The 25,307-nt window shown below is 72.1% G+C and carries 25 protein-coding genes; 16 read left to right on the forward strand and 9 right to left on the reverse strand.

What is annotated here, in order from left to right:
- Positions 1 to 44: 44 nt before the first annotated feature.
- Positions 45 to 251, reverse strand: coding sequence for a hypothetical protein (locus ACFWY5_RS10230; protein ID WP_379611580.1), 207 nt, complete (start codon positions 249 to 251; stop codon positions 45 to 47).
- An 82-nt stretch (positions 252 to 333) separates the two neighbouring features.
- Between ACFWY5_RS10230 and ACFWY5_RS10235 the strand changes: the two genes are divergently transcribed.
- Complete coding sequence (locus tag ACFWY5_RS10235; RefSeq protein ID WP_379631194.1) at positions 334 to 1,017, forward strand: SCO2322 family protein; 684 nt, start codon at positions 334 to 336, stop codon at positions 1,015 to 1,017.
- Positions 1,018 to 1,080: 63 nt separating this feature from the next.
- Positions 1,081 to 2,067: a bifunctional adenosylcobinamide kinase/adenosylcobinamide-phosphate guanylyltransferase gene (locus ACFWY5_RS10240; RefSeq protein ID WP_379631195.1), complete on the forward strand. Its 987-nt coding sequence runs from the start codon at positions 1,081 to 1,083 to the stop codon at positions 2,065 to 2,067.
- Here ACFWY5_RS10240 and ACFWY5_RS10245 read toward each other — a convergent pair whose 3' ends face one another.
- Positions 2,068 to 2,922 (reverse strand): aldo/keto reductase, encoded by an 855-nt coding sequence (locus ACFWY5_RS10245; protein ID WP_379631197.1) that lies wholly within the window; start codon positions 2,920 to 2,922, stop codon positions 2,068 to 2,070. It abuts the gene before it with no gap.
- Positions 2,913 to 3,767: an NAD-dependent epimerase/dehydratase family protein gene (locus tag ACFWY5_RS10250; RefSeq protein ID WP_379631199.1), complete on the reverse strand. Its 855-nt coding sequence runs from the start codon at positions 3,765 to 3,767 to the stop codon at positions 2,913 to 2,915. The genes ACFWY5_RS10245 and ACFWY5_RS10250 overlap by 10 nt, the downstream gene beginning before the upstream one ends.
- A gap of 71 nt (positions 3,768 to 3,838) precedes the next feature.
- On the opposite strand from ACFWY5_RS10250, the gene ACFWY5_RS10255 reads away from it, so the two are divergent.
- Positions 3,839 to 4,777 (forward strand): LysR family transcriptional regulator, encoded by a 939-nt coding sequence (locus tag ACFWY5_RS10255; RefSeq protein WP_379631201.1) that lies wholly within the window; start codon positions 3,839 to 3,841, stop codon positions 4,775 to 4,777.
- Here the strand turns inward: ACFWY5_RS10255 and ACFWY5_RS10260 are convergent.
- Positions 4,724 to 5,524 (reverse strand): ABC transporter ATP-binding protein, encoded by an 801-nt coding sequence (locus ACFWY5_RS10260; protein ID WP_379611573.1) that lies wholly within the window; start codon positions 5,522 to 5,524, stop codon positions 4,724 to 4,726. The genes ACFWY5_RS10255 and ACFWY5_RS10260 overlap by 54 nt on opposite strands.
- A 24-nt stretch (positions 5,525 to 5,548) precedes the next feature.
- Here ACFWY5_RS10260 and ACFWY5_RS10265 point away from each other — a divergent pair, with 24 nt between their 5' ends.
- Positions 5,549 to 6,859 (forward strand): phosphotransferase, encoded by a 1,311-nt coding sequence (locus tag ACFWY5_RS10265; protein WP_379631203.1) that lies wholly within the window; start codon positions 5,549 to 5,551, stop codon positions 6,857 to 6,859.
- A 2-nt stretch (positions 6,860 to 6,861) separates the two neighbouring features.
- Positions 6,862 to 7,641 (forward strand): adenosylcobinamide-GDP ribazoletransferase, encoded by a 780-nt coding sequence (locus ACFWY5_RS10270; protein WP_379631206.1) that lies wholly within the window; start codon positions 6,862 to 6,864, stop codon positions 7,639 to 7,641.
- A 13-nt stretch (positions 7,642 to 7,654) separates the two neighbouring features.
- Here the strand turns inward: ACFWY5_RS10270 and ACFWY5_RS10275 are convergent, their stop codons facing one another.
- Genes ACFWY5_RS10275 through ACFWY5_RS10285 form a run of 3 tightly spaced genes read right to left on the reverse strand, consistent with a single transcriptional unit; the run spans position 7,655 to position 9,839 of the window.
- Positions 7,655 to 8,533, reverse strand: a complete 879-nt coding sequence (locus ACFWY5_RS10275) for a CPBP family intramembrane glutamic endopeptidase (RefSeq protein ID WP_379631208.1) — start codon at positions 8,531 to 8,533, stop codon at positions 7,655 to 7,657.
- Positions 8,533 to 9,495: a hypothetical protein gene (locus ACFWY5_RS10280; protein WP_379631209.1), complete on the reverse strand. Its 963-nt coding sequence runs from the start codon at positions 9,493 to 9,495 to the stop codon at positions 8,533 to 8,535. Before ACFWY5_RS10280 ends, ACFWY5_RS10275 begins: the two co-directional genes overlap by 1 nt.
- Positions 9,492 to 9,839 carry a GntR family transcriptional regulator gene (locus tag ACFWY5_RS10285; RefSeq protein ID WP_379611569.1) on the reverse strand — a complete coding sequence of 116 codons (348 nt, stop codon included), beginning with the start codon at positions 9,837 to 9,839 and terminating at the stop codon, positions 9,492 to 9,494. The genes ACFWY5_RS10280 and ACFWY5_RS10285 overlap by 4 nt, the downstream gene beginning before the upstream one ends.
- Before the next feature lie 105 nt (positions 9,840 to 9,944).
- On the opposite strand from ACFWY5_RS10285, the gene ACFWY5_RS10290 reads away from it, so the two are divergent.
- The 11 genes from ACFWY5_RS10290 (at position 9,945) to ACFWY5_RS10340 (ending at position 23,781) form a co-directional block, all read left to right on the forward strand.
- On the forward strand, positions 9,945 to 11,396 hold the full coding sequence (locus ACFWY5_RS10290; protein ID WP_379631211.1) for a leucyl aminopeptidase: 1,452 nt from the start codon (positions 9,945 to 9,947) through the stop codon (positions 11,394 to 11,396).
- A 48-nt stretch (positions 11,397 to 11,444) separates the two neighbouring features.
- Positions 11,445 to 12,809 carry a dihydrolipoyl dehydrogenase gene (gene lpdA, locus ACFWY5_RS10295; RefSeq protein WP_379611567.1) on the forward strand — a complete coding sequence of 455 codons (1,365 nt, stop codon included), beginning with the start codon at positions 11,445 to 11,447 and terminating at the stop codon, positions 12,807 to 12,809.
- Between the two features lie 21 nt (positions 12,810 to 12,830).
- Positions 12,831 to 14,321 (forward strand): 2-oxoglutarate dehydrogenase, E2 component, dihydrolipoamide succinyltransferase, encoded by a 1,491-nt coding sequence (sucB, locus tag ACFWY5_RS10300; protein ID WP_379631213.1) that lies wholly within the window; start codon positions 12,831 to 12,833, stop codon positions 14,319 to 14,321.
- A 645-nt stretch (positions 14,322 to 14,966) separates the two neighbouring features.
- Positions 14,967 to 15,851, forward strand: coding sequence for a TIGR01777 family oxidoreductase (locus tag ACFWY5_RS10305; RefSeq protein ID WP_379631215.1), 885 nt, complete (start codon positions 14,967 to 14,969; stop codon positions 15,849 to 15,851).
- Between the two features lie 31 nt (positions 15,852 to 15,882).
- Positions 15,883 to 16,620, forward strand: a complete 738-nt coding sequence (locus ACFWY5_RS10310; protein WP_379611563.1) for a Type 1 glutamine amidotransferase-like domain-containing protein — start codon at positions 15,883 to 15,885, stop codon at positions 16,618 to 16,620.
- A 38-nt stretch (positions 16,621 to 16,658) separates the two neighbouring features.
- Positions 16,659 to 17,333: a lipoyl(octanoyl) transferase LipB gene (gene lipB, locus ACFWY5_RS10315; protein ID WP_379631217.1), complete on the forward strand. Its 675-nt coding sequence runs from the start codon at positions 16,659 to 16,661 to the stop codon at positions 17,331 to 17,333.
- A 467-nt stretch (positions 17,334 to 17,800) separates the two neighbouring features.
- Positions 17,801 to 18,784, forward strand: a complete 984-nt coding sequence (locus ACFWY5_RS10320; RefSeq protein ID WP_379611561.1) for a hypothetical protein — start codon at positions 17,801 to 17,803, stop codon at positions 18,782 to 18,784.
- A 47-nt stretch (positions 18,785 to 18,831) separates the two neighbouring features.
- Positions 18,832 to 19,761 (forward strand): lipoyl synthase, encoded by a 930-nt coding sequence (gene lipA / locus ACFWY5_RS10325; protein WP_379611560.1) that lies wholly within the window; start codon positions 18,832 to 18,834, stop codon positions 19,759 to 19,761.
- A gap of 116 nt (positions 19,762 to 19,877) precedes the next feature.
- Entirely contained in the window at positions 19,878 to 22,253 is a 2,376-nt protein-coding gene (locus ACFWY5_RS10330) for a beta-glucosidase (RefSeq protein ID WP_379631219.1), read from the forward strand.
- Positions 22,254 to 22,345: 92 nt separating this feature from the next.
- Entirely contained in the window at positions 22,346 to 23,020 is a 675-nt protein-coding gene (locus tag ACFWY5_RS10335) for a DUF4191 domain-containing protein (RefSeq protein WP_379611558.1), read from the forward strand.
- Entirely contained in the window at positions 23,020 to 23,781 is a 762-nt protein-coding gene (locus ACFWY5_RS10340; protein WP_379611557.1) for a class I SAM-dependent methyltransferase, read from the forward strand. Before ACFWY5_RS10335 ends, ACFWY5_RS10340 begins: the two co-directional genes overlap by 1 nt.
- On the opposite strand, the gene ACFWY5_RS10345 is transcribed toward ACFWY5_RS10340, so the two are convergent.
- Together ACFWY5_RS10345 and ACFWY5_RS10350 are read right to left on the reverse strand one after the other, a co-directional pair.
- Positions 23,765 to 24,685 (reverse strand): hypothetical protein, encoded by a 921-nt coding sequence (locus tag ACFWY5_RS10345; protein WP_379631221.1) that lies wholly within the window; start codon positions 24,683 to 24,685, stop codon positions 23,765 to 23,767. The two genes, ACFWY5_RS10340 and ACFWY5_RS10345, sit on opposite strands and share 17 nt — an antisense overlap.
- A complete protein-coding gene (locus tag ACFWY5_RS10350) occupies positions 24,682 to 25,293 on the reverse strand; it encodes a TetR family transcriptional regulator (RefSeq protein WP_379611554.1) in 612 nt (203 codons plus the stop codon). The genes ACFWY5_RS10345 and ACFWY5_RS10350 overlap by 4 nt, the downstream gene beginning before the upstream one ends.
- Between the last annotated feature and the right edge of the window lie 14 nt (positions 25,294 to 25,307).

Genomic DNA, 25,307 nt, shown 5'->3' on the forward strand with positions numbered 1-25,307 from the left:
CGGCGAAAAACAAAAACCCCTTGAGTCACTCAAGGGGTTTTTCGTTACTCCGTGCGCAATGCCATTCCCGTGTATTCGACGCGGTCCTCTTCCAGCAACGCAACTTGTTCGACACCGGCTTCGAGCAGCTCACGGTAGTTTTCCCCGAGCCAGGACTCGGCATCGGCCTGGCTCGGAAAGACTTCTCGCGGCAATGGGCGGTCGGTTACCTCACCACCATTTGCATTTTCATAACGCCACCGCCATGTCATGCCATACGCTCCTTTTTCCGCGGGTTCGCCGGTGCACCCTCCGACGGTTATGGAACCCTACTCCCCAGCTGGAGGTCATTCGATGCTGCGCAGAATTCGTGTTGCCGCGGGAAGTGCGGCGGCGGCGCTGACGCTCCTCACCGTTCCCGCCCTCGGCACTTCGCCGGTTTCTCCCGGCGGTCCCGTGCCGGGGGCGCCCGATCCGAACGCCGTGCGCATCTGGAGCGTCTGGGTGAGCGACGGCACCGCCTGGCTGGCGGCCGCGCCCGCTGACGTGCCCTCCGACGGCGACGTGGTCGGCTGGCGCTTCGCCGCCTCCCCCGACGGCACCGCCGCCGAGCCGCCCAGCGGCGAACTGGCCGGCTTCACCGCCGTGTGCGGGCAGCAGGCCGGCGGCGACGGCAAGCGCGTGGCCGTCCTCGTGGACTTCGGCGACGCCGACAACGACGCCTACCCGGGCGAGCGTCCTCTCGCGCCGATCCGCACCTGTGTGCGGGGCGCCGCGGAGGCGACCGCCGCGCAACTGCTCGCCCAGGCCGCCAGGACGCGCGTGGACGCCCAGGGGCGGGTCGTGGCGGTCAACGACTACCCCGCGCAGGAGAAGGGCGGCACGGAGGCCTCGGCGCCCGCCGGCGCGTCCTCCTCCGGCGGGCCGCCGCTGCCGCTGATCCTCGGTGGCGCCGGCGTCCTGGTCCTGCTGGCGGGCGGCGCCCTCGTCGCGACCCGCCGCCGCGCCAGGCCCGCCGCACACAGCACCCACTCCTGACGCCACCCGCTCCTGACGCCACCCGCTCCTGACGCCGGCCTGTCCGGCGCTAGGCTCCGGACAGTGAAGATCGTGCTCTCCGGTACGGCGGGGCCGCACGGCCACCCGGAACCCGGCTGCCCGTGCGCCTCCTGCCTGACCCTGCCCGGCGGCCACCGGCGGCCCGCCGAGGTGCTCGTGGACGGCCGGCCCCTGTCACCGGGCTCGCACGTGCTCGGAGGGGCGCGGCTGCTGTTCGAGCCGGACGCCGCGCTGCCAGATGGTGCGGGGGGCGGGCCGTACGACGTGGTGCCGGATGGTGCGGCGGGCGGGCCGTACGACGTGGTGCTGCTCGATCTGCTCGGCCGGCCGGAGCGGCTCGGGGAACTGCGCCGGGCCGGGATGGTCGCCGAGGGCGCGCAGGTCGTGGCCGTCGGGCTCGATCACCGGGTGCGCTCGGAGGAAGAGCTGGGCAGGCGGCTGGAGTTGTGGGGGGCGCGGGCCGTACCGGATGGAACGGTCCTTGACCTGCCCGGCCCCGCGCGGGTCCCGCACCCGCGCAGGACGCTGCTGCTGGGCGGGTCGCGGTCGGGCAAGTCGGCCGAGGCCGAGCTGCGGCTGGCGGCCGAGCCGCACGTGACGTACGTGGCGACCGGGCCGTCGGGGGCCGGTGACGGCGAGTGGGCGGCGCGGGTGCGCGCGCACCGGGAGCGGCGGCCCGCGCACTGGGCGACCGCCGAGACCACGGACCTGGCCGGGACCATCGCGGCGGCCACCACGCCGCTGCTGGTGGACGGGCTGGGGACGTGGGTGGCGGCGGTGTTCGACGAGCACGGGGCCTGGGAGGGCCCGCGTGAGCCGGTCCGGCGGCGCTGCGACGAGCTGGTCGAGGCGTGGCGGCGGACGCCGGTCGCGATCGTGGCCGTCTCGGACGAGGTGGGCCTGGGCGTGGTGCCCGCGACGGCGAGCGGGCGGGCCTTCCGCGACGTCCTGGGCAAGCTCAACGAACGGCTGGCGGCCGAGTCCGAGTACGTGGCGCTGGTGGTCGCCGGGCGGCCGCTGCCCCTGTGATCACGGCAGGCGGGCCAGCTCGCCGGAGGTCAGCACCAGGTCGGCGGCGGCGGCCGAGTCTCTGATGGAGGCGGGCCGGGTGGCGCCGGGGATGGGGATCACGTTCGGCGCGAGCGCGAGGTGCCAGGCCAGGCAGACCCGCTGCGGGCTGACCCCGCGCTCGGCGGCGACCTCGTGGAAGGCGCCGGGCCCCGGCGCGGCGGCCCCGGCGTCCAGCGCGCTGCGCGAGATGCCGCCCAGCGGGCTCCAGGGCAGGAACGCGATGCCCAGCTCCGCGCACAGCCGCAGCTCTCTGATCCCCTCCGGCGCCGCGGGCGAGAAGCGGTTCTGTACCGAGGCCAGCCGTCCCCCGAGGATGGCCGCGGCCTGCCGGATCTGGCCGGTGTCCACGTTGGAGATCCCGGCCATGCGGATCTTCCCCTCGTCCAGCAGGTCGCGCAGCGCCCCGACGGACTCCGCGAACGGCACCGCCGGGTCGGGCTTGTGCAACTGGTAGAGGCCGATCGCCTCCACCCCCAGCCGCCGCAACGACGCCTCGCAGGCCCGGCGCAGGTGGCGGGGGTCGCCGTCGACGGTCCACGAGCCGTCTCCCGGCCGCCCGCGCCCGCCCTTGGTGGCCACGAGCACGTCGGCGGGCCCGTAGGCGGCCAGGGCCCGCGCGATGAGCCGCTCGTTGTGCCCGGTCTCGCCCGCGTGCCAGTGGTAGGAGTCGGCGGTGTCGATGAGCGTGACCCCGGCGTCCAGCGCCGCGTGGACGGTGGCCACCGCCCGCGCCTCCTCCGGCCGCCCCTCGATGGACAACGGCATCGCCCCGAACCCCACCGCCCCGGCCTTGACCGCTCCGATCAGACGCATGCGCGTGCCTCCTCCACGACGCCGGGCAGCCAGTCGCCGACGTCCGAGAACGTGAAGCCGAGTGCCGTGGCCCGGCCGTTGTCCATGGTGTAGTCGCGCTCGAAGGAGTACGGCGACTCCCCGCGCGTGTAGAGCGGCCGCCCGATCGCCTCGCACAGCCGCCTGACGTCGAGCGTGCCGTGGGAGCAGGCGTTGACCGGCCCGCCGAAGTCGCCGAGCGCGGCCCAGGCCAGGAAGGCGGCGATCTCACGCTCCTCGATGAAGGAGGCGGGACGCGGGTCGGCGCAGATCCCGACGGGCAGCCCCGCGTCCACCCGCCGCACGTAGTGCTCGAGCCGCCCGGTGAAGTCGTCGCCGCCGAGCACGTGGGCGGTCCGCACGGACGCGAACACGAACTCCGCCGGCCGCGCCAGCACCGCCTCGGCCAGCCGCTTGCCCTCGCCGTAGGTGAGCTCCCCGCTCGGGGGCGGGTCCGCACGGATGGTCCCCGCCGTGAGGTCGAGCGCGTCCTCCCGGTACGGCCCGCCGCCGCCGAGATCGGCGTAGACCTCGACCGTGGAGGTCATCACGTACCGCCGGGTCCTGCCCTCGAAGACCCGGCGGGCGACGGCGGCGTGCCCCGGGGTGTAGCAGACCTGGTCCACGACGGCGTCGAAGGTACGGCCGGCCAGCGCCAGCCGCATCCCCTCCTCGTCACCCCGGTCGGCGCGCAGGTGGGTGACCCCCTCGGGCGGCGCGGACGAGCCCCGGTTGACGACGGTGACGCGAGCTCCGTGGTCGCGCAGGTTCTCGACCAGCCGCCGGCCGAAGTAGCGGCTGCCGCCGATGACGCAGATCTCGTTCATGCGGCCAGCATGCCGACCGTATAGTCGAAAGCGGTAGTGACGACCTACTCAATCGGTCATTAGGAGAACTGTTGATCGACGTTCACCGGCTGAGCATCCTGCGCGAGGTGGCCAGGCACGGCAGCTTCAACCGCGCCGCCGGCGCCCTGCGCTTCACGCCGTCGGCGGTCTCGCAGCAGATCGCCGCGCTCGAACGCGGGCTCGGCATCGCCGTGGTCGAGCGCAGCACCCGGGGAGTGACGCTCACCGAACCCGGCCGCATGCTCGTGGAGGCGGCCGACGCCATCGCCGCCGAGCTGAGCGACGCCCAGGAGCGCATCGACCGCCTGTCGGCCGAGCGCGCCCAGCTGACCGTGGCCGCGTTCACCAGCGGCGGCCGGGCGGTGCTGCCCAAGGCGCTGGCCACGTTCGTGGCCGAACACCCCGAGGTGGAGCTCACCATCCTCGAACGCGAGCCCGAGGACTCGCTCCCGCTGGTCCGCGCGGGCCGGGCCGACCTGGCGCTCGGCTACCACTTCGACGGCCTGCCGCCCGCCCGGCCCGGCGACCGCTCGGGACTCGACTGGACGCCGCTGGCCCGCGATCCCCTGCGCGTGGTCCTGCCGCGCGGGCACCGTCTGGCCGAGCGGGAGCGGGTCGCCCTGGGCGAGCTGAGCGGGGAACGCTGGGTGCTCGGCTGCCTCAAGACCCTGGACCTGCTGCGGCACTACGCGGCACTGGCCGGGTTCGAGCTGCGGGTCTCGTGCAGCGCCACCGACTACCTCTTCGCGCAGTCGCTCGTGTCGGCGGGCGTCGGGGTGGCGCTCGTCCCGGAGATCGCCCTGAACAGAACTGCCGATCTGGTCGCGCTCGCGCTGGAGGCGCCCAGCCCGTCGCGGTTCATCGGGGTGGCCACCTCCCGGCGGCGGGGCGGGGCGGCGCGGCCGTACGTGGACAGGCTGACCGAGCTGTTGCTGTCAGGGGCGGACGGCGCGGGCGTACCAGCGGCCGTCGAGACGGTCGGCGTGTAGCGGGCGGCCGAAGCAGTCCGAGAGGTTGTCCGGGGTCAGGACCGCGTCGACCGGGCCGGCGGCGAGGACGCGGGCGTCCTTCATGAGCATCGCGTGCGTGGTCGTGGCCGGCACCTCCTCCAGGTGGTGGGTGACCGTGACCGTGGTGAGGACGGGGCGGGTGGCGGCCAGGTCCTCGATCGCGGAGATGAGGTCCTCGCGGGCGGGCAGGTCGAGGCCGGCGGCCGGCTCGTCGAGCAGCAGGACGGCCGGGTCGGCCATGAGCGCCCTGGCGATGCGCACCCGCGCCCGCTCCCCCTGCGAGCAGACGCGGAACTCCCGGTCGGCCAGGTCCTTGCAGCCGAGGTCGGCCAGCAGGCGCAGGGCGCGCTCGCGCTCGGCCTCGCCCAGCTTGTCCCACAGCGGGACGCTGGTCCCGGTGTGCCCGGTGAGGACCACGGTGAGCGCGGTGGCGTCCTCGTCCTCCATCAGGCTCTCGTCCACGAGCCGCTGGCTGGCGGCGACGAGGCCGATGTGGCGGCGCAGCTCGCGCAGGTCCACCCGGCCGAGGCGGTGGCCGAGCACGTGGACCGACCCCTCGGTCGGGTGGCGTACGGCCGAGGCCAGCGACAACAGGGTGGTCTTCCCCGCGCCGTTGGGGCCGAGTACGACCCAGTGCTCGCCGAATTCGACCCGCCAGTCGATCGAGGACAGCAGAGTCTTGCCGACGACACGGACACCGACACCTTCGAGTTCCAGCACGTGCATCCGGCCACGATAACGTCCTAAATCATGCTGAGTGACAAGGTCCGCCAACTGATCACCTACGACGCGCGGCGGCGGCTGGCCGTTGCGGACCGCCCGAAACTCCGCGCGCTGGTGGAGCGGGCGCCGGTCGAAGGGGCCGCCGATCATGAGTCGCTGCGGGCGCTGGGTGTGGCGCTGCTGGCGCTGGGCGAGTACGAGCGGGCGGCCGGGCACCTGCGGCGCGCGGTGGAGCTGGCCGGGTCGCCGGAGCAGGTGATCGCCGCCCGGGTCGGCCTCGCGGATGTGTACCGGCACTGCGGCGACCTGCCGGGCTCGGAGCTGATCTGCCGGATGGCGCTGGAGCTGGCCGGGGCGCAGGCTCCCGAGATGGCCGCCCTGCCGCTACTGCACCTGGGCTGGACCTTGGCCGGGCAGGGGCGCCCCGAGGCGGCCAGGCAGGCACTTGACGAGGCGCTGAAGCTCCGCCGGCGGTCCGGCGAGGTTCCCGATCCACGCCGGGAGTCCGGCCACGCGCCTGAGCCGGGCCGGGAGTTCGGCGGGATGTCGGAGCCGGACCTGGAGGTCGGCCGAGCGCCGGAGGCGGAGCTGTTCGCGGAGGTGGATGTGGAGGGGCTCGCGGTGCCGTTGCCGCCCTCCGTCGCCGCCCTTCTGGGTGCGGAGCCCGAGTGGGACCTCGACCACGACGGCGCCAGCGGGTCGCTGGCCCGTGCGGGCTCGCACTTCGTCCGCCGGGGGCCGGAGGCGGTGGCCGAGCACGCGCGGCTGGTGTGGCTGCGGGAGTGGGCGGGGGTGGCGGAGGTGGCGGCGTTCGAGGGGGACGTGCTGGTCACCGCCGACATCGGGGTGGAGACGCTGGCCGCCGGCGAGGGAACCGATGATCCGGGCGTCGGCGCGGCCATGGGAGGGGCGTTGCGGGCATTGCATGCCGTACCCGTGACGGAGTGTCCTTTCGACGGGCGGCTGGACGTGCTGCTCGCCCAGGCGCGGCGTAACGTCGTCGAGGGGCGGGTGGACGCCGGCGACTTCGACGACGACAACCTCGGCCGCACGCCCATGCAGGTCTACGAGCGGCTTCTGGCCGAGCGGCCGGAGGGGGAGGACCTGGTCGTGGCGCACGGCGACTTCACCCCGTCCAACGTCATGGCGAACGGCGTGCTCATCGACCTGGCGCGGCTGGGCGTGGCCGACCGCTACCGGGACCTGGCCATCGCGCTGCGGGACCTGAGCGGCGACTTCGGGCCGCGGGCCGTGGCCGCCTTCCTGTCCGCCTATGGGCTGGAGGCGCCCGACGAGGCCAAGCTGGCCTACTACCGGCTGATCGACGAGCTGTTCTGACCGTGGACGGGCTGAGGTTCGCGATCGGCACGCTGTCGATCTTCCCGGTGCGGGTCTCCCGGGTGGACCGGGAGGTGGCCGGGCGGGCGATGGCGCTGGCGCCCCTGGCCGGGCTGGCCCTGGGCGTGGTGGCGGCGGTGCCGTTGCTGCTGCCGCTGGTGTCGCCGGCGCCGCCGCTCCTGGCCGCCGCGTTGTCGCTGGGGCTGCTCGCCGTCCTCACCCGGGGCCTGCACCTGGACGGCCTGGCCGACCTCGCCGACGGGCTGGGCAGCGGCAAGCCCGCGCCTCAGGCCCTCGACATCATGAAAAAGTCGGACATCGGGCCCTTCGGGGTGCTGACGCTGGTCGTCACCCTGCTCATCCAGGCCGCCGCCCTGTCCGGCCTGCCCGCGTGGCTGGGGGCGGCGTCCCTGGTCACGGCCTGTGCGACGGGGCGGCTGGCGCTCACGTGGGCCTGCCGGGCGGGCGTCCCCGCCGCCCGCCCCGACGGCCTGGGCGCCATGGTCGCCGGCACGGTACGGCCCGCCGCCCGCTTGACCGCCACCGTCGCCACCCTGGCCTTGGCCCTCGCCCTGGCCACCGGGTTCCTGGTCTCGCCCGCTGCCCGGCCAGATCACGGCTGGCTGCCGCTGCCCCTGGCCGTCGTGGCGGGGCTGGCGGCGGCCATGGCCCTGCTCGGGCACGCGAGGCGGCGGCTGGGCGGGATCACCGGTGACGTTCTCGGCACCCTGGTGGAGACGGCCACCACCGCCGCCCTGGTCACCTGCGCCCTGCTCGCCTGAGGGGCCGGGGGTTTCAGGTGGTGGCCGGTTCGGCGGGCCGTACCGGATAGAGCTTGAGGAGGGCCACGCCCAGCAGGGCGAGGACCACCCAGCCCACGAGGCCGGTGACGCCGATGACGGCCGGGTTGGGCGGGGCGGCGGCATCGCCCAGCAGGAGGGACGTGCCCGTGACGCCGTTGAGCGCGCCGTGCGCCACCACGGCGGGCCACACGCTGCCGGTGCGCAGCCGCAGCCAGCCCATCACCACCCCGAGCAGGACGCAGGTGACGACGAAGTACGGCCCCGCCCACGGACCCAGCGCCGGGTAGTTGTAGCCGAGCAAGGTGACAGGGAAGTGCCACACGCCCCAGATCACCCCGGACAGCAGCAACCCGCCCAGCACCCCGCGCGCGGCCACCAGGCGCGGCAGCAGCCATCCCCGCCAGCCCAGTTCCTCGCCGAGGACGGGCAGCGCGTTGAGCAGCGGCGTGGCCACCACCGCGAACACGATCTGCGCGATCAGCAGGCCGCTCGCCTCGGCGGGCACCGGGACGCCCGCCGCCTCCATGCCCTGCCTGAACAGGCTGAGCCCGCCCAGGTCCAGCGAGACCAGCCCCAGCGCCGCGCTCAGGGCGAGGCAGAGCGCGACCACCAGCGGCGTGCCGATCCAGGCGGCGGCCATGAGCAGGAGCGTGCGGCGGCGGTCGGGGCCGAACGTGAGGCCGTTCTCGCGCGCCCATTGACGGAACGGCGTGCGGGTCCTGGCCCACACCGCCAGCACGCCCAGCGAGGGCGTGAACATGAGCGCCGTGGCGCAGATCATGAACGCGGGCGAGGCCAGCCCGTCGCCGAGCCACAGCGGCAGGCAGAACGCCCATGCCAGCCCGAACGCGACCACCAGGAAGAGCGCCATCACGCCACCCTCTCCTCGATCAGGGCGTTGATCAGCGAGGCGCCGCGCCGGGCGTCGTCGACGCTGATGAGCAGCTGGCCGCCCGAGTGGTAGCGCAGGACGAGGCAGTCGCCGCCGCGCAGCATGATCGCGGCCATGCCGGGCACCCCGCGGATGCCCCAGCCGCCGACCTGGCTCGGGTAGCGCACCTCCGACCACGCCTTCTCGATCTTCGACAGCCGGATCCGCCGCACCGGCCACCCGAACGGGCCGAAGCCCAGCGCCAGCCCGTCGTCGGTGACCCGCACGATGGCGGCGCTGGTGAACAGGCCGGACACGAACACCAACGCGCTGGCGAACAACAGCGATCCCCAGGCCATGCCGGGAGTGGCGCCGATGAAGGCCACGCCGGCGGCCACGATGAACACCGCCCCGCCGGCCACGGTCAGGGCCAGCAGCCAGGGGTTGCTGACCCGGCTCACCCACACCGAGCGCTGGCCGGCGCGCAGGCGCAGCTTGGGCGGCGCCTCACCGGCGGGCGGCGGCTGGTCGGGCTCGCCCCTGCCGAGGAAGCCCGCGGCCAGCCCGCCGCTCACGGCCGCCACGACGACGGCCAGCACGACCCAGCCCGGCAGCTCGGCCTCGGTCCAGACGGGCCGGTCGAAGTTGGCGTAGACGGTGGTCAGCGAGATGCCCGCGGCGAACAGGCCGACCCCGACCAGGAAACCCCACCAGTAGCCGCGGCTGAGGCGGCGGCGCAGCATCCGGCCGTGTACGGCCATGCCCAGCATCACCGCCCACGTCACCACCCACACCAGGGTGGACGTCAGCATGAACTCGGTGAACGACGAGTATCCGTCGGCCCGGTCGGACCAGTGAGTGGCGAGCGGATCCGGCAGGCGGTCCCGGAAGGAGAGGGGCACCGTGACGAGCACGGCGGTGATGATCATCCCCCACACCGCGCCGAAGATCCGGGTTGTCATGGCAGTTCCTCCAAAATCGCGATGAGGTCGTCACGGCGGTAGCCGTATCGTCTGGCCTCTTCCAGCAGCTCGCGGGCGCGCTGTACGAGCAGTGCCCGGCCGTCCGCCTGGCCGGCCACGCTGATGCCGCGCCCTCTCCTGAACTCGAGCAACCCCTCGTCGCGCAGGTCGCGCAGGGCGCGCAGCACGGTGTTGGCGTTGATGCCGAGCACGTCGGCCAGGTCGCGGGCGGACGGCAGCCGGTCGCCGGGGGCGTAGGAGCCGTCGCCGATGGCGCGCCTGATCGCGCCGGCCACCTGCTCGTGCAGGGGGCGGGCGTCGTTGAGGTCGAGAGTGAGCAACATGGTGCTAATGACACTAGCACCATTCACTTGATGATGCGTACCCACGATTCATGGGATGAACCCCTGTTTGTGGGTACACTGAAAGCGCGGATAGCATCGGTTTACGTGACCACTGTGCGGCTGAACTCAGCAGATCCCGTCTCGTTCGACACCGACGCACTGATCGTCGGTTTCCACCCCGGCGCTGAGGGCCCGCGCCCCGTCGCCGAAGGGCTCGACGCCGCGTTCGGCGGGAAGCTGGCCGCCTCGCTCACCGCGGTGGGCTTCACCGGCAAGGCCGGCGAACTGGCCAAGATCCCGGCGTTCGGCGCCATCACCGCGCCGCTCCTGGTCGCCATCGGGCTGGGCGAGGACCCCGGCGCCGAGGCGCTGCGGCGGGCGGCGGGCGCCGCCGTACGATCGCTGGCCGGAACCACGCGCGCCGCGCTCGCGCTCGGCGGCGAGCCCGAGGCCGTCGCGCTCGGCGGCCTGCTGGGCGCCTACTCCTTCGCCCGCTACCGCACCAACGGCGAGCAGAAGAACCCGGTCGCCGAGCTGACCGTGCTGGCCGCCGAGACCGCGGGCGTCGCCGAGCGCGCCGGCGTCCTGGCCGAGTCCGTCACGCTGGTGCGCGACCTCGTCAACACCCCGCCCTCCGACCTGTTCCCCGCGCGCTTCGCCGAGATCGCCGAGGAAGAGGGCGGCAAGGCCGGGCTGAACGTCGAGGTGCTCGACGAGGTCCAGCTCAAGAACGGTGGCTTCGGCGGCCTCGTCGCCGTCGGCCAGGGCTCGGTCAACCCGCCCCGCCTGGTACGCCTGTCCTACAGCCACGCCGACGCCGCCAAGACGCTGGCCTTCGTCGGCAAGGGCATCACGTTCGACACCGGCGGCCTCAACCTCAAGCCCTCCGCCTCCATGGACTGGATGAAATCCGACATGGGCGGCGCGGGCTCGGTCCTCGGCGCCCTGCTCGGCATCGCCAAGCTGGGCCTCAAGGTCAACGCGGTCGGCTACCTCTGCCTCGCCGAGAACATGCCCAGCGGCACCGCCCAGCGCCCCTCCGACATCATCCACAGCTACAGCGGCAAGACCGTCGAGGTGCTCGACACCGACGCCGAGGGCCGCCTGGTCCTCATGGACGGCATCGCCCGCGCCGCCGAGGACGAGCCCGACCTCATCGTGGACGTGGCCACGCTGACCGGCGCCCAGATCGTCGCGCTCGGCTGGCGCACCGCCGGCGTCATGGCCAACGACGACGACCTGCGCGAACTGGTCGTCGACGTGGCCGGCTCCGTCGGCGAGGGCGCCTGGGGCATGCCGCTGCCCGAGGAACTGCGCAAAGGCCTCGACTCCCCCATCGCCGACATCGCCAACCTCCAGCCGGAGCGCTGGGGCAGCATGCTGGCCGCGGGAATCTTCCTGAAGGAGTTCGTGCCCGACGGCGTCAAGTGGGCGCACATCGACATGGCCGGACCCGCCTTCAACAAGGGCGAGCCGCACGGTTACACCCCCAAGGGCGGGACCGGCGCCATCACCCGGACCCTCATCGGACTCGCAGAGCGGCACGCGAGCGCCTGAAACAAATGAAAAGATGACGGCATCACGATCCCGACAAGGAGCCTTCCTGTGGCCTACGACATCGTCGTCCTAGGTGGCGGCAGCGGCGGTTACGCCTGCGCGCTCCGGGCGGCCGAGTTGGGCAAGTCGGTCGCCCTGATCGAACGAGACAAGATCGGCGGCACCTGCCTGCACCGGGGTTGCATCCCCACCAAGGCCCTCCTGCACTCCGCGGAGGTCGCCGACGAGACCCGCGAGAGCGAGTCCTTCGGCGTCAAGGCGCGCTTCGAGGGCATCGACGTGCCCGGCGTCCACGCCTTCAAAGACAAGATCGTCACGCGTGCCTGGAAGGGCGTGCAGGGCCTGCTGAAGTCGGCCGGTGTGACGGTCGTCGAGGGCGAAGGGCGCCTGGCCGGCGCCAACAGCGTCCAGGTCGGCTCCGAGGTCTACGAGGGCCGCGCCGTCGTACTCGCCACGGGGTCGGCGCCCAAGTCGCTGCCCGGCCTGCGCATCGACGGCGAGCGCGTCATCACCAGCGAGCACACGCTGACGATGGAGCGCGTGCCGAGCTCGATCGTCGTGCTGGGCGGCGGCGTCATCGGCGTCGAGCTGGCCAGCGTCTACCGCTCGTTCGGCGCCGAGGTGACCATCGTCGAGGCGCTGCCGCACCTGCTGCCCACCGAGGAGGAGTCCAGCTCCAAGCTGCTGGAGCGGGCCTTCCGCCGCCGCGGCATCAAGTACGAGCTCGGCGTCTTCTTCGACGGCGTCAAGACCACCGACACCGGCGTGGTGGTGACGCTCGCCAACGGCAAGACCCTCGACGCCGAGCAGCTGCTCGTGGCCGTCGGCCGCGGCGCCGTATCGGCCGGCATGGGCTTCGAGGAGCAGGGCGTCCAGATCGAACGCGGCGCCGTCGTGGTCGACCAGCACTGCCGGACCTCCGTCCCCGGCGTCTACGCCATCGGCGACCTGATCGACACCCCGCAACTGGCCCACGCGGGCTTCGCCGAGGGCATCCTGGTGGCCGAGCACATCGCCGGGCTCAACCCGCCGCCCATCGACTACGCGGGCGTGCCGCGGATCACCTACTCCGACCCCGAGGTCGCCTCCGTCGGCATCACCTCCAAGCAGGCCGCCGACCGGGGCATCGAGATCGTCGAGCAGGTCTACGACCTCGCGGGCAACCCCAAGAGCCAGATCCTCGGCACCTCGGGGGCGGTCAAGGTGATCGCCCAGAAGGACGGGCCGGTCGTGGGCGTCCACATGGTCGGGCGCCGCATCGGCGAGCTCGTCACCGAAGCTCAGCTCATCTACAACTGGGAGGCGCTGCCAGCAGAGGTCGCCCAGCTCATCCACGCGCATCCCACCCAGTCAGAAGCCATGGGCGAGGCGATGCTGGCACTGGCCGGCAAGCCCCTGCACGTCCACAACTAAGAACTCGAGGAAGACATACCCATGCCGGTCTCCGTACAGATGCCCCAGCTCGGCGAGAGCGTCACCGAGGGCACGGTAACCCGTTGGCTGAAGAAGGAGGGCGAGCGCGTCGAGGCTGACGAGCCGCTCCTCGAAGTGTCGACCGACAAGGTCGACACCGAGATCCCGTCGCCGTCCGCGGGCGTCATCACCAAGATCGTCGTGGCTGAGGACGAGACCGTCGAGGTCGGCGCCGAGCTGGCGATCATCGACGAGAACGGCCAGGCGGGCGCCCCGGCGGCCCCGGCCGAGGAGGCCCCCGCGCCGCAGCCGGAGCCGGCCCCCGCCTCTTCGATCCCGCAGCCCGAGCCCACCCCGGCTCCGGCGCCCGTCGCCCAGGCTCCGGCCGCTCCGGCTCCGGCCGCTCCCGCCGCCCCGGCTCCTGCTCCCGCCGCTCCGGCGCAGCCCGCCGCTGCGGCTCCGGCGCCCGCGCAGGCCCAGGCTCCGCTGCCGTCGTCGGGTGAGAGCCCGTACGTGACGCCGCTGGTGCGCAAGCTGGCCAACGAGCACGGCGTCGACCTGGAGGCGATCTCGGGCACCGGTGTGGGTGGCCGCATCCGCAAGCAGGACGTGCTGGAGGCCGCCAAGTCCCAGCGCGAGGCCGCCGCCCCCGCTCCCGCCGCTGCTCCCGCCGCGCCGGCGCAGCCCGCCGCTCCGGCCGCCGCCGCCCCTGCCGCTGCCGCTCCGGCCGCCGCGCAGGCTCCGGCTCCGGTCAGCGCCTCGCCCGAGCCGGTCGAGGTGGACACGACGCTGCGGGGCCGTACCGAGAAGATGACGCGGTTGCGTCAGACGATCGCCAAGCGCATGGTGGAGTCGCTGCAGACGGCGGCGCAGCTCACCTCGGTCGTCGAGGTGGACGTCACGAAGATCGCCCGCCTGCGGGCCAAGGCGAAGGACGACTTCCTGCGCCGCGAGGGCGTGAAGCTGACCTTCACCCCGTTCTTCGCGATGGCCACGGTCGAGGCGCTCAAGCAGCACCCGAAGCTCAACGCCACGATCAACAACGAGACCAACGAGGTGACCTACTTCGACGTCGAGAACCTCGGCGTCGCGGTGGACACCGAGCGCGGCCTGCTGGCCGCCGTCGTCAAGAACGCCGGCGACCTCAACCTGGCCGGCCTGGCCCGCAAGGTCACCGACCTCGCCGAGCGCACCCGCAACAACCAGGTGACGCCCGACGAGATCACCGGCGGCACCTTCACGCTCACGAACACCGGCAGCCGCGGCGCCCTGTTCGACACGCCGATCCTCAACCAGCCGCAGGTCGGCATGCTGGGCACCGGCGCGGTCGTCAAGCGTCCCGTGGTGGTGGACACGCCTGAGGGCGAGGTCATCGCGGTGCGTTCGATGGTGTACCTGGCGCTCACCTACGACCACCGCCTGGTCGACGGCGCGGACGCGGCCCGCTTCCTGACGACGATCAAGCGTCGCCTCGAAGAAGGCCGCTTCGAGGCCCAGCTCGGCCTGGCGTAGTCGCTCGCCATCAGGGCCGTCCGACGATCCGTCGGACGGCCCTGCTCTTTTCCTACGCTGGGCTCTGTGCGGTCCTTTCCGGCGCCTTTTCCGTCACGGCAAGCCCTGTCTGTGTGGTCCTTTCCGGCGCCTTTTCCGTTACGGCAAGCCCAGCAGGCCACCGACCGCCGCCGTGGGCGGGCGGCCTCTTCCGAGCGGCCGGCAGCCGGACGGGGTTCCCGCCGCCACAAGGCACGCTTGGCCGGACACCATGGCCCGGCTCAGCACCGCACAAGGGCGCCGAGCCCCACCACACCCCACCGCGCGGCGCCACACACCCACGGCCTGCGGCCCCAGGCCCCGCCAGTCGCCACCCGTGCCCGCCACCCGTCGCTCGCCACCTCACGCCCCCGCCGCCGGGCCCCACACGGCCCCTCGAACCCCTCCAGGGACCACGGCCATCTGGTCACCTCCACGCACCACACCCCGCCCGTCCACCTTGCCGACACGCCCGCACCCGTCAGCCCTGCGCGCCACGCCCACCCGTCAGCCCTGCGTGCCGTGTGTTCGGAGGGCAGGGCCGTGGCGGGTGTGGCTGTCGTGTCTCGGTTTCTTTGGGGGTTGTCCTGACCGGGTCGTGGGGTGGGTGGAGCGTAGGGTGGGGGCATGGTGATCACCGTGACCGGGGGTTCTGGGCTGCTTGGGCCGGCGTTGATGGGGGCGCTTCGGGAGCGTGGGCACGAGGTGCGGCAGTTGGTGCGGCGGCCGGTGCGGGCCGAGCATGAGTCCTTCTGGGATCCGGGTGCGGGGGTTGTCGATCCGGGTGCGCTTGAAGGGGCTGGTGCGGTTGTGCATCTGGCCGGGGCTTCGATCGCGGGCAAGCGGTGGAGCGGGCCGTACAAGAGGCTGCTGGTGGAGAGCCGGGTTCGTAGCACCTCCACGCTCGTCGAGGCGATCGGGAGGCTCTCGGCGCCGCCCGAGGTGCTGGTTTCGGCCTCTGGGGTGGATTTCTATGGGGATACCGGGGATCGGGTGATCGATGAGAGCGCGCCGCTCGGGCGTGGGTTTCTCGCCCGGCTGTGTGAGGCCTGGGAGGGGACTGCCCGGGAGGCGCTGGTGCGGAACGTGCAGCTTCGGACGGGGCTGGTGCTGAGCGGGAAGGGCGGGGCGCTCGGGCCCATGCTGCCGATCTTCCGGATGGGGCTGGGGGCTCCCCTCGGTTCTGGGCGGCAGTACTGGTCGTGGATTGCCGTGGAGGATTGGGTGGGTTCCGTGCTCCATGTCCTGGAAAATCGGGAAATCTCGGGACCGGTGAATCTTGTGGGGCCTTCTCCCCTGACCAACGCGGAGTTCACGAAAACTCTCGGGCGGGCGCTCCGGCGGCCGACCATGCCGATCGGGGTGCCGGGGTTCGCGCTGGAGCTGGGGCTGGGCGAATTCGCCAAGGAAGCGCTGCTCCCGAGCCACCGCATCGTACCGAAGAAGCTGGTGGACAGCGGCTACGGCTTCATCCATACGCGTCTCGATCAGGCACTGGCCGCCGTAATCTAGTCTGTCCGACACGATGTGGGGGAGCACAGTCATGACCAGAACCGGCCAGTCACACATCCTTGCCATCGGTGGTGGATCGTTCCGGGCGACGCGGCGCCACGGCTTCATCGAAGCCAGCCCGCTGCTGCGCTACGGACTCGACCTCACCGGGCAGGACCGTCCCAAGCTGGGTCTCCTCGCCACGGCGATGGGCGATGACGCCGACTGGTTGCTGAAGATGTACGGCGCCTTCTCCCACTGGGACGTCGAGGTGAGCCACCTGACGGTGTTCCCCATGCCCAACCTGGAGGACCCGCGGGCCTGGATGCTCGACCAGGACATGATCTACGTCAGCGGCGGCAGCGTGGCCAACCTGATGGCGTTGTGGCGGCTGCACGGTTACGACGAGATGCTGGAGGAGGCCTGGCAGGCCGGTGTGGTGCTGTCCGGGCAGAGCGCGGGCGCGCTGTGCTGGCACGTGGGCGGCAACACCGACTCGTTCGGCCCCGACCTGCACGTATGGGCGGAAGGCATGGGCCTGCTCCCCTACTCGTGCGGCGTGCACTACAACTCCGAGCCGCAGCGCCGCGAGATGCTGCAGGCCTCGGTGGCGGGCGGCGAACTGCCCGGAGGGTACGCCGCCGACGAGGGCGTCGCCCTGCATTACGTGGGCACGGAGTTCATCCAGGCGGTCACCGCCGACCCCCGGGCCTACGCGTATCGCCTGGAGCACGACGGCGACAGCGGCGTGAAGGAGTTCAGGATCGAGCCCCGGCTGCTGACGTCCTGAATTACCCTTCATAGGTGAGGGAACGGCACAATGGACACATGCGCCACGCCTTGGCCATTGTGCGGCTCGGTGTCGATGTCCCCTACGAGCAGGCCTGGAACCTCCAGCGCTGGGTGCACGAGAAGCATCTCGCCGGAGAGCTGGGCGACACCGCCCTGATCCTGGAGCACGCGCCCGTCTACACCGCGGGCAAGCGCACCGCCCCGCACGAGCGCCCCGCCGACGGCACCCCGGTCATCGACGTCGACCGGGGCGGCCGGATCACCTGGCATGGGCCCGGCCAGCTGGTCGGGTACCCGATCGTGGCGGTCTCCGACGTCGGCGACTACGTGCGCCGGCTCGAAGAGGCCATGGTGCTGGTCTGCGCCGACTTCGGAGTCAGCGCGCGGCGCGTGCCGCGCAGGGGCGGGGTGTGGGCGGTCGGGGACGCCGCCCTGGGCCTGCCGGACCGCATGCTGGGCGCGGTCGGCATCCGGGTGACGCGCGGGGTGGCGATGCACGGCTTCGCCCTCAACTGCGCCAACGACCCGCGCTGGTTCAACCGCATCGACCCGTGCGGCATCCCGGGCGCCGGCGTCTCCACCCTCTCCGCCGAGACCGGCCGCCGCATCGTGGTCGAGGAGGTCATGCCGATCATGGAGAAGCGGCTGGCGGACGTGCTCGGCCTCGAGTCCCACGACGTCCACGAAGAAGACCTCCTCCGCCACCGCTGACCCCCGGGCGGGATGTGCACGGGCGGGATGCGCACGGGCGGGACGTGCCCGACCCAGCCGACCAGCCCGGACGGCCGAGCCAAGTGGGCCAAACCCCCAGGGATGGGCCCGCGGCTCCGGCCATCGGAAAGGCGCGGGCCCGGCCGGATGGACAGTGGGCCGGGCGAGGGGGTCGAGGGGTGGCGTGGATCAAACCCGGGCCGCGGGACGGGAAAGCGGTGGAGCCGCACAGACATGGGACCGCGCAGGTGTGACGCCGCGCAGGAGTGAGACCGCACAGGCGTGAGGCCGGACGCAGGGTGCCGGCTGCCGGGTGGGGTTGGGGTGGCTGGAGGGTGTGGGGCTAGGGCTGGGGTGGTGGGATGGGACGGGGTGGGAAAGTCTGGGGTGGGGAAATGTCGGGCTGGTAATCGAATCGGCATCTAATTGCGGTTGATTCCGGATAACGCGTTTCTACGATCGGGCCTGTGAAGCGCCTCTTAGCTCTCGTGCTGTCGCTGATCGTCCACGCGCTGACCCTGGCCTTCGTTCTGGCCGGTGGCGCGCTCATCGCCTTCAATCCCGGCGAGGTCCCCGCCTGGGTCGCCGGGGCCCTTCTGCTGGCGGTCGGGGTCATGTTGCGGCCGCGACTGGGGCGGCTGCCCGCCGACGCCGAGGTACTGGCGCGTTCGTCGGCCCCCGAGCTGTACGGCGCCGCCACCCGCGTGGCCGGCGCGCTGGCCGTCAAGCCGCCGGCCACCGTGGCCATCATGGACCTGGGCGTCGACGCCACCTACGCGCGGATCGGCCTGCGGCGTACCCCGGTGATCGTCGTCGGGTTGCCGCTGTGGCTGGCGTTGACGCCGAGGCAGCGGGTGACGCTGCTGGCCAGGGCCTATGCCGCGGGCAAGATCGGTGAAGGGCTCGTCGTGGGTGAGGCGCTGTCCACGCTGGCCGAGTGGCGGATGGGCCTGGTCGGCGCGGCGCCGCTCAAGCAGCGCGAGGAGGCCAGGGTGGTCATGGACCGCGCCTCCCTGGGCGTGATGCACGCGCCGGGCGCCTCCTACGAGGCGGCGGGACTGCTCGGCCGGATCTTCGGGCGGGTGCTCGGCGGCCCGGTGCTGCTGGCCGAGTACGCGCTGACCCGCCTGGTACGCGCGGGCGACAGCCGTACCCGGGAAGAAAGGCGGGCGTTGACGGCCAGGGTGACGTCGGCGGAGGAGCTGGACGAGCTGGAAGGTCTCATGGCGAGCGGCCGCTACCTCGCGCCGATGCAGGCGGCGGCGCTGCGCGGGGAGAGTGTCGCGGCGATCAGGCAGGACGCGCTGACCAGGGCCAGGCTCTCCGACGACGGCGTGCTGACCTCGGCGCCCGGCTCGGAGTTGCTGGGGGCGCGGGAGTCCGGGCTGATCGACGAGGAGTTGCTGAAGCACTACACGCGGGCCATCCGCGGGTTCGGGCTGATTTCGTGATACAGGTCGGGTCATGGGATGTTCTCGCGGGGACGTAAGCTGGGTCCGTGACCGTTGCCCCTGAAGGCCGAAAGCTCCTCCGCTTGGAGGTGCGCAACGCCGAGACCCCCATCGAGCGCAAGCCCCCGTGGATCAAGACCAAGCTGAAGACGGGCCCCGAGTACACCGAGCTCAAATCGCTCGTGCGCCGGGAGGGCCTGCACACGGTCTGTGAAGAGGCGGGCTGTCCCAATATCTACGAGTGCTGGGAGGATCGCGAGGCGACCTTCCTCATCGGCGGCGACCAGTGCACCCGCCGGTGCGACTTCTGCCAGATCGACACGGGCAAGCCCAAGGAGTACGACAAGGACGAGCCGCGCAGGGTCGCCGAGTCGGTCCAGCAGATGGGCCTGCGCTACGCGACCGTGACCGGCGTCGCCCGTGACGACCTGCCCGACGGCGGCGCCTGGCTCTACGCAGAGACCGCCCGCCAGATCCACACCCTGCTGCCCGGCTGCGGCGTCGAGCTGCTGGTGCCCGACTTCAACGGCGACCGCGAGCAGTTGGAGGAGGTCTTCTCCAGCAAGCCGGAGGTGTTCGCGCACAACGTCGAGACCGTGCCGCGCATCTTCAAGCGGATCAGACCGGCCTTCCGGTACGAGCGTTCGCTCGGCGTCATCACGATGGCCCGCGAGGCGGGGCTCGTGACCAAGTCCAACCTGATCCTGGGCATGGGCGAGGAGCGCGAGGAGATCGTGCAGGCGATGCGCGACCTCCACGAGGCGGGCACCGACCTGCTCACGATCACGCAGTACCTGCGGCCCACGCCGCGCCACCACCCGGTGGAGCGCTGGGTGAAGCCGGAGGAGTTCGTGGAGCTGCAGGCCGAGGCCGAGGCGATCGGCTTCGCCGGTGTGCTGTCCGGTCCGCTGGTCCGCTCGTCGTACCGGGCGGGCAAGCTCTACAAGCAGGCGATCGAGGCGCGGCAGAGCGCCTGATCCGGCTGACGGGAAACCGCATCCCTGGTCGAGGGGTGCGGTTTTTTCGTGCCCTCTATATAACGCAAAGGTCACAAACCTAGCTCTCGGTCGGTTTTCTGGTTAACACTGACGGGGTGGATTTCGACGAACTGATCAACAAGCTGGACCTCAGCACCAAGATCCGCCTGCTCACCGGCGCCGACATGTGGTCGCTGCCCGCGATCCCCGAGATCGGGCTCGACCGGCTCGTGATGAGCGACGGCCCGATCGGCGTACGCGGCGAGCAGTGGAGCGCCGTGGACCCGTCGATCGCCCTGCCCAGCCCCACCGCGCTGGCCGCCACGTGGGACGTTGACCTGGTCAGGCAGGTCGGCAGGCTGCTCGCCCAGGAAGCCCGGCGCAAGGGCGTCCACGTGCTGCTGGCCCCCACCATCAACCTGCACCGCACGCCGCTGGGCGGACGGCACTTCGAGTGCTTCTCCGAAGACCCGTTCCTCACCGGCGAGGTCGGCGCGGCCTACGTCGAAGGCGTCCAGGACGGCGGGGTCGGCACCACGCCCAAGCACTTCGTGGCCAACGACTTCGAGACCGACCGCTTCACCGTCAACGTCAAGGTGACCGGCAAGGTGCTGCGGGAGATGTACCTGGCGCCGTTCGAGCGGGTCGTCCGGGCGGGCGCGTGGGGTCTCATGAGCGCCTACAACTCGGTCAACGGCACGACCATGACCGAGCACTCCGAGCTGGTCAACGGGGTGCTGAAGGACGAGTGGGGCTTCGACGGGTACGTGGTGTCCGACTGGACGGCGGTGCGCTCCACCGAGGCGGCCGCGCTCGGCGGCACCGACGTGGCCATGCCGGGTCCGAACGGGCCGTGGGGCGAGAAGCTGGAGGCCGCGGTCCGCGAGGGGCGGGTGCCGGAGTCGGCCGTGGACGACCGGGTCCGCCGTATCCTGCGGCTGGCCCAGCGCACCGGCGCGCTCGGCGGGGGCGCGGGCCGTACCGGCGGATCGGCTGGTTCGATCGACGGGGTGGCGCTCGCGCGCGAGGTGGCCGCGCGCTCGTTCACGCTGCTCAGGAATGAGGGCGGGGTGCTGCCGTTCGCGGGCGTGCGGACGCTCGCGCTCATCGGGTCGGCGGCCGACGAGGCGCGGATCATGGGCGGCGGCAGCGCCCAGGTCTTCCCCGACCGGATCGTCTCGCCGCTGCGCGGGCTGCGTGAGCGCGACGGCGTCGAGGTGCGCTACGCGCTCGGCACCGACCCGCGGCTGCGCTTCTCGCCGCTCAACGCCCCCGCCACCGCCCTCTTCCTGGACGGCGAAGGCGAACTGCTGGCCGAGGCGGCGGTGCCGATCGCCGAGGCGCGCTGGGTGGGCCAGCCGCCCGCCGGGGTGGACCTCGACCGGCTGGCCGCGGTGGAACTGCGCGCCGGGTACACGGCGGACGTCGCCGGGGAGCACCAGTTCTCGGTCACGGGCGTCGGCCGCTACACCTTCACGATCGACGGCACGACCGTGTTCGACGACGCGATCGTCTTCGAGGGCGACGACCCGGGGGCCGCGCTCCTGCACGCGCCCGAGCGGCGCTTCACGCACGTGCTGGAGGCCGGTCAGACCGTCGAGCTGTCGCTGCGCCAGCACGAGGTGGCCAGCTTCGCCGGGATGACGCTGATCATGTTCGCGATCGGGCACGCCAACCCGTCGGCCGGCGAGGACGAGCTGCTGGCCGAGGCGGTACGGCTGGCCGCCGGGAGCGACGTCGCGGTCGTGGTGGCCTCGACCACGCTGGAGGTGGAGAGCGAGGGCTTCGACCGCAAGGACCTCAAGCTGCCCGGCCGCCAGGACGAGCTGATCGCCGCCGTGGCCGCGGCCAACCCGCGCACGGTGGTCGTGGTCAACACCGGTTCCCCCGTCGAGATGCCGTGGGCGGGTGACGTGGCGGCCGTCCTGCTGACCTGGTTCCCCGGTCAGGAGGCCGGGCTCGCGCTGGCCGACGTGTTGTTCGGCGACGCCGAGCCGGGCGGGCGGCTGCCCACGACCTGGCCGGTGTCGCTGGAGGACAGCCCGGTGGTCGACGTCACGCCGCGCGACGGGGCGGTGCCGTACGACGAGGGGGCCTTCATCGGGTACCGGGGCTGGGAGAAGGCGGGGCGGACTCCGGCCTTCTGGTTCGGGCACGGCCTCGGGTACACGTCGTGGACCTACGACGCCGTGGACGCCAACACCGAATCGGTCACGGTTTCCGTCACCAACACCGGTGAGCGGCGCGGGCGGGAGGTCGTGCAGGTGTACGTGGCACCGGCCGGGCCCGGTGAGCGGCCGGCACGCTGGCTGGCCGGGTTCGCGGTGGTCGAGGCGGACCCCGGTGAGAGCGTCGTGAGCACGGTGTTCCTGCCCGAGCGCACGTTCCAGGTGTGGGGCGGGGACGGCTGGACGACCGTGCCCGGCGCGTACACGGTCGAGGTGGGCGCGAGTGTCGCCGACCGGCGGCTGACGGCGGACATCAGCGTCTGAGACCGAAAAGAGGGGCGCGCCCGGACCGGGCGCGCCCCTTTCCCGTGGTCACGTTTTCATCTCGGGGGGCTGGGCTTTGTATCCTTCAAAGCATGGCAACCGCAGAAGAGAAGCCGGGGCGTATCAAGCAGCTCCGCATGATCGCGCAGATCATCAAGCAGGCCAACCCCAAGGGGCTGCCGATCGTCTTTCTCTCGGCGGTCGCCACCCTGGCCGTGGCCGTCGTCATCGGCCTGGTCATCGACCAGCTGATCTATTCGATCATCCTCGGTATCATGCTGGCCTTCACCGTCGGCCTGGTGGTCTTCGGCCAGCTCGCCCAGCGGGCGCAGTACTCCATCCTGCACGGGCAGACCGGCGCCGCCGCCGCGGTCCTGCAGGGCATGCGCGGCAACTGGCAGGTCACCCCGGCCATCTCGGTCAACCGCGACCAGGACCTGATCCACATGGTCGTCGGCTTCCCCGGCGTCGTGCTGGTCTCGGAAGGGCCGGGCAACCGGGTGGCCAAGATGCTCACCGCGGAGAAGAAGCGCATCTCCCGCGTGGCGCTCGGCATCGAGATCTACGACCTCCAGTGCGGTGACGGCGAGGGCCAGATCCCGCTGGCCAAGCTGCAGCGGCACATCATGAAGCTGCCGCGCAACCTGAAGAAGCCCGCGGTCAACGAGGTCAAGGACCGGCTGCGCTCGCTGCCCAAGAACATGCCGCTGCCCAAGGGCCCGATGCCCAAGGGCGCGCGGGTCCCGCGCGGCCCCAAGATGCGCTAGTGCCGTCGCCGTCGTCGCGGGCCAACCGCTGGTGGTGGGACGGCAACGCCGACGAATACCAGGTCGAGCACGGCCACTTCCTCGGCGACGCGCGGTTCGTGTGGTGCCCGGAGGGTCTCGACGAGGCCGAGGCCCGGCTGCTGGGCGAGGTGCGCGGGCGCGAGATCCTGGAGATCGGGTGCGGGGCCGCGCAGTGCGCGCGGTGGCTGGCCGGGCAGGGCGCCCGGGTGGCCGCCTTCGACATCTCCCACCGGCAGTTGCGCCATTCCCAGCGCATCGACCTGGAGACCGGGGTGACGGTTCCGGCCGTCCAGGCGGACGCCGAGGAACTGCCGTTCCTCGACGCCCGGTTCGATCTGGTCTGCTCGGCGTTCGGGGCGCTGCCGTTCGTGGCCGATCCGGCGGCCGTCTTCCGTGAGGTGCGCCGGGTGCTGCGACCGGGCGGGCGGTTCGTCTTCTCGGTGAGCCACCCGATCCGGTGGGCGTTCCCCGATGATCCCGGGCCGCGGGGGCTGACCTCCGACCGGTCCTATTTCGACCGTGCGCCGTACACCGAGACCGGCGAACGCGGCGAGGTCACCTACGTCGAGCACCATCGCACGCTGGGCGACTGGATCGGGCTCATGGCCGCGGCGGGACTGCGGATCGACGGGCTGACCGAGCCCGAGTGGCCGCCGGGGCACGAGCGGGTGTGGGGTGGCTGGAGCCCGTTGCGCGGGCGCAACCTGCCCGGCACCGCGATCTTCAGCTGTAGCGCCTAGCCATGGCGTGGAAGACCGCCTTCGGCTCCCAGCGGGTGTCGTCGAGCATCCTGACCACGCCGTAGGAGCCGAGGTCGCCGACGCCCTGGCGGGCGTAGCCGGCGAAGGTGAACCACAGCGCGGTGTCGACGCCCTCCCGCTCGAAGACGTCCATCAGGTCCTCGAGGTAGCGGACCTGCTCCTGCTCATCGGGTACGGCGTCCGCCGGCGGCTGCCAGGCCATGCCGCCGAGCAGACCGGCGCCCCGGTAGGCGCAGGTGCCGAACTCGGTCACCACGACGGGCTTGCCGTGGCGGGCGTGGGCGCGGATCTCCGCGGGAAAGCTCTCCAGGTTGTACTCCGCGCGGTAGGCGTCGACGCCCACCAGGTCGAATGGCGTCCAGTCGATGGGCTCCCACGGCGCGCTGGCATAGGTGACCGGGCCGTCGAAGTGCTTGCGCACCGTCTGGGCGGCCTCGGCCAGGAAGGTGTTGAGCCGATCGATGATCGGGCCGAGGCTCTCCCACCAGGCGGTGTCCGCGTCGGCCATCACCTCCAGGCGCTCGGAGTAGGTGTCGCCGGGCATGAAACCCTGGCCGAAGGCGCTGGTCTCGCAGCCGGTCACCATGACCGTCCGGCCGTCGAGCGCCTGGGCGCGGCGGGCGCACTCGGCGTAGAGGTCGAGCATCTCGGCCGTGGACAGATCCACCGGGAACGGCGCGAAGTAGACCTCCAGCCCGGCCGCCACGGCCTCCTGCGCCGCGACGCTCAGCCGCTGGGGGTCTCTGCCCGACACGCGTACGGTCGAGCAGTGCAGGTCACCGGCGATGACCCGCATGTCGGCGCGGGCCGTCTCCCGGTCGAACACCGCTCGCGTGCCGGGCTCCGGCAGGAAGCCGGTGTCGTAGTTGATGCCTTTCTTCATGTCCCATGTCCCCTTTCCAGAAGGTCGAAGGCCCGATCCACGTCGGGACGCAGCGACTCCCCCGCCTCGCGCAGGCTCATGCCCGCGGCCAGGCGATCGAAGAAGGCCTCCTGCAGGAGCAGGATCGTCGCGGTGATCTGGGCCGCCATCAGGTCGGCGGTGAGGTCGTCGGCGGGCAGGTGGCAGGTGTCGCGGCCACCCAGGACCATGGCCAGGGCGGCGCGCTGGCCGTACTGGATCTCCTGCATGGCGGCGGTCAGCGTGGGGCTCGCGATGATCACTTTCATCTTGGTCATGAGCTCCGGTATGTCCGCCTCCGCCTCCAGGTGCTCGGCGAAGAGCAGGTAGTGCTCGCGCAGGGCGCGCAGGGGGGTCTGGCCACGGCGGCGGCAGGAGACGACACCGGCGATGTCCTCTTCCACGTCGTCGAGGACCAGGCCCTCCTTGTTCGGGAAGTAGTTGAACAACGTCACCTTGGCCACGCCGGCCGCCTGCGCGATCTCGTTGACCGTGACGGCCTCGAAGCCTCGCTCGGCGAACAGGCGCAGGGCGGTGTCGCCGATGTGCTTGCGCCGCTGGGCCTTCTTCTCTTTGCTCACCCCGACCATGAGAGGAACGGTAA

This window comes from Nonomuraea sp. NPDC059007 (genome assembly GCF_042740555.1).
In the GTDB taxonomy this organism is placed as follows: domain Bacteria; phylum Actinomycetota; class Actinomycetes; order Streptosporangiales; family Streptosporangiaceae; genus Nonomuraea.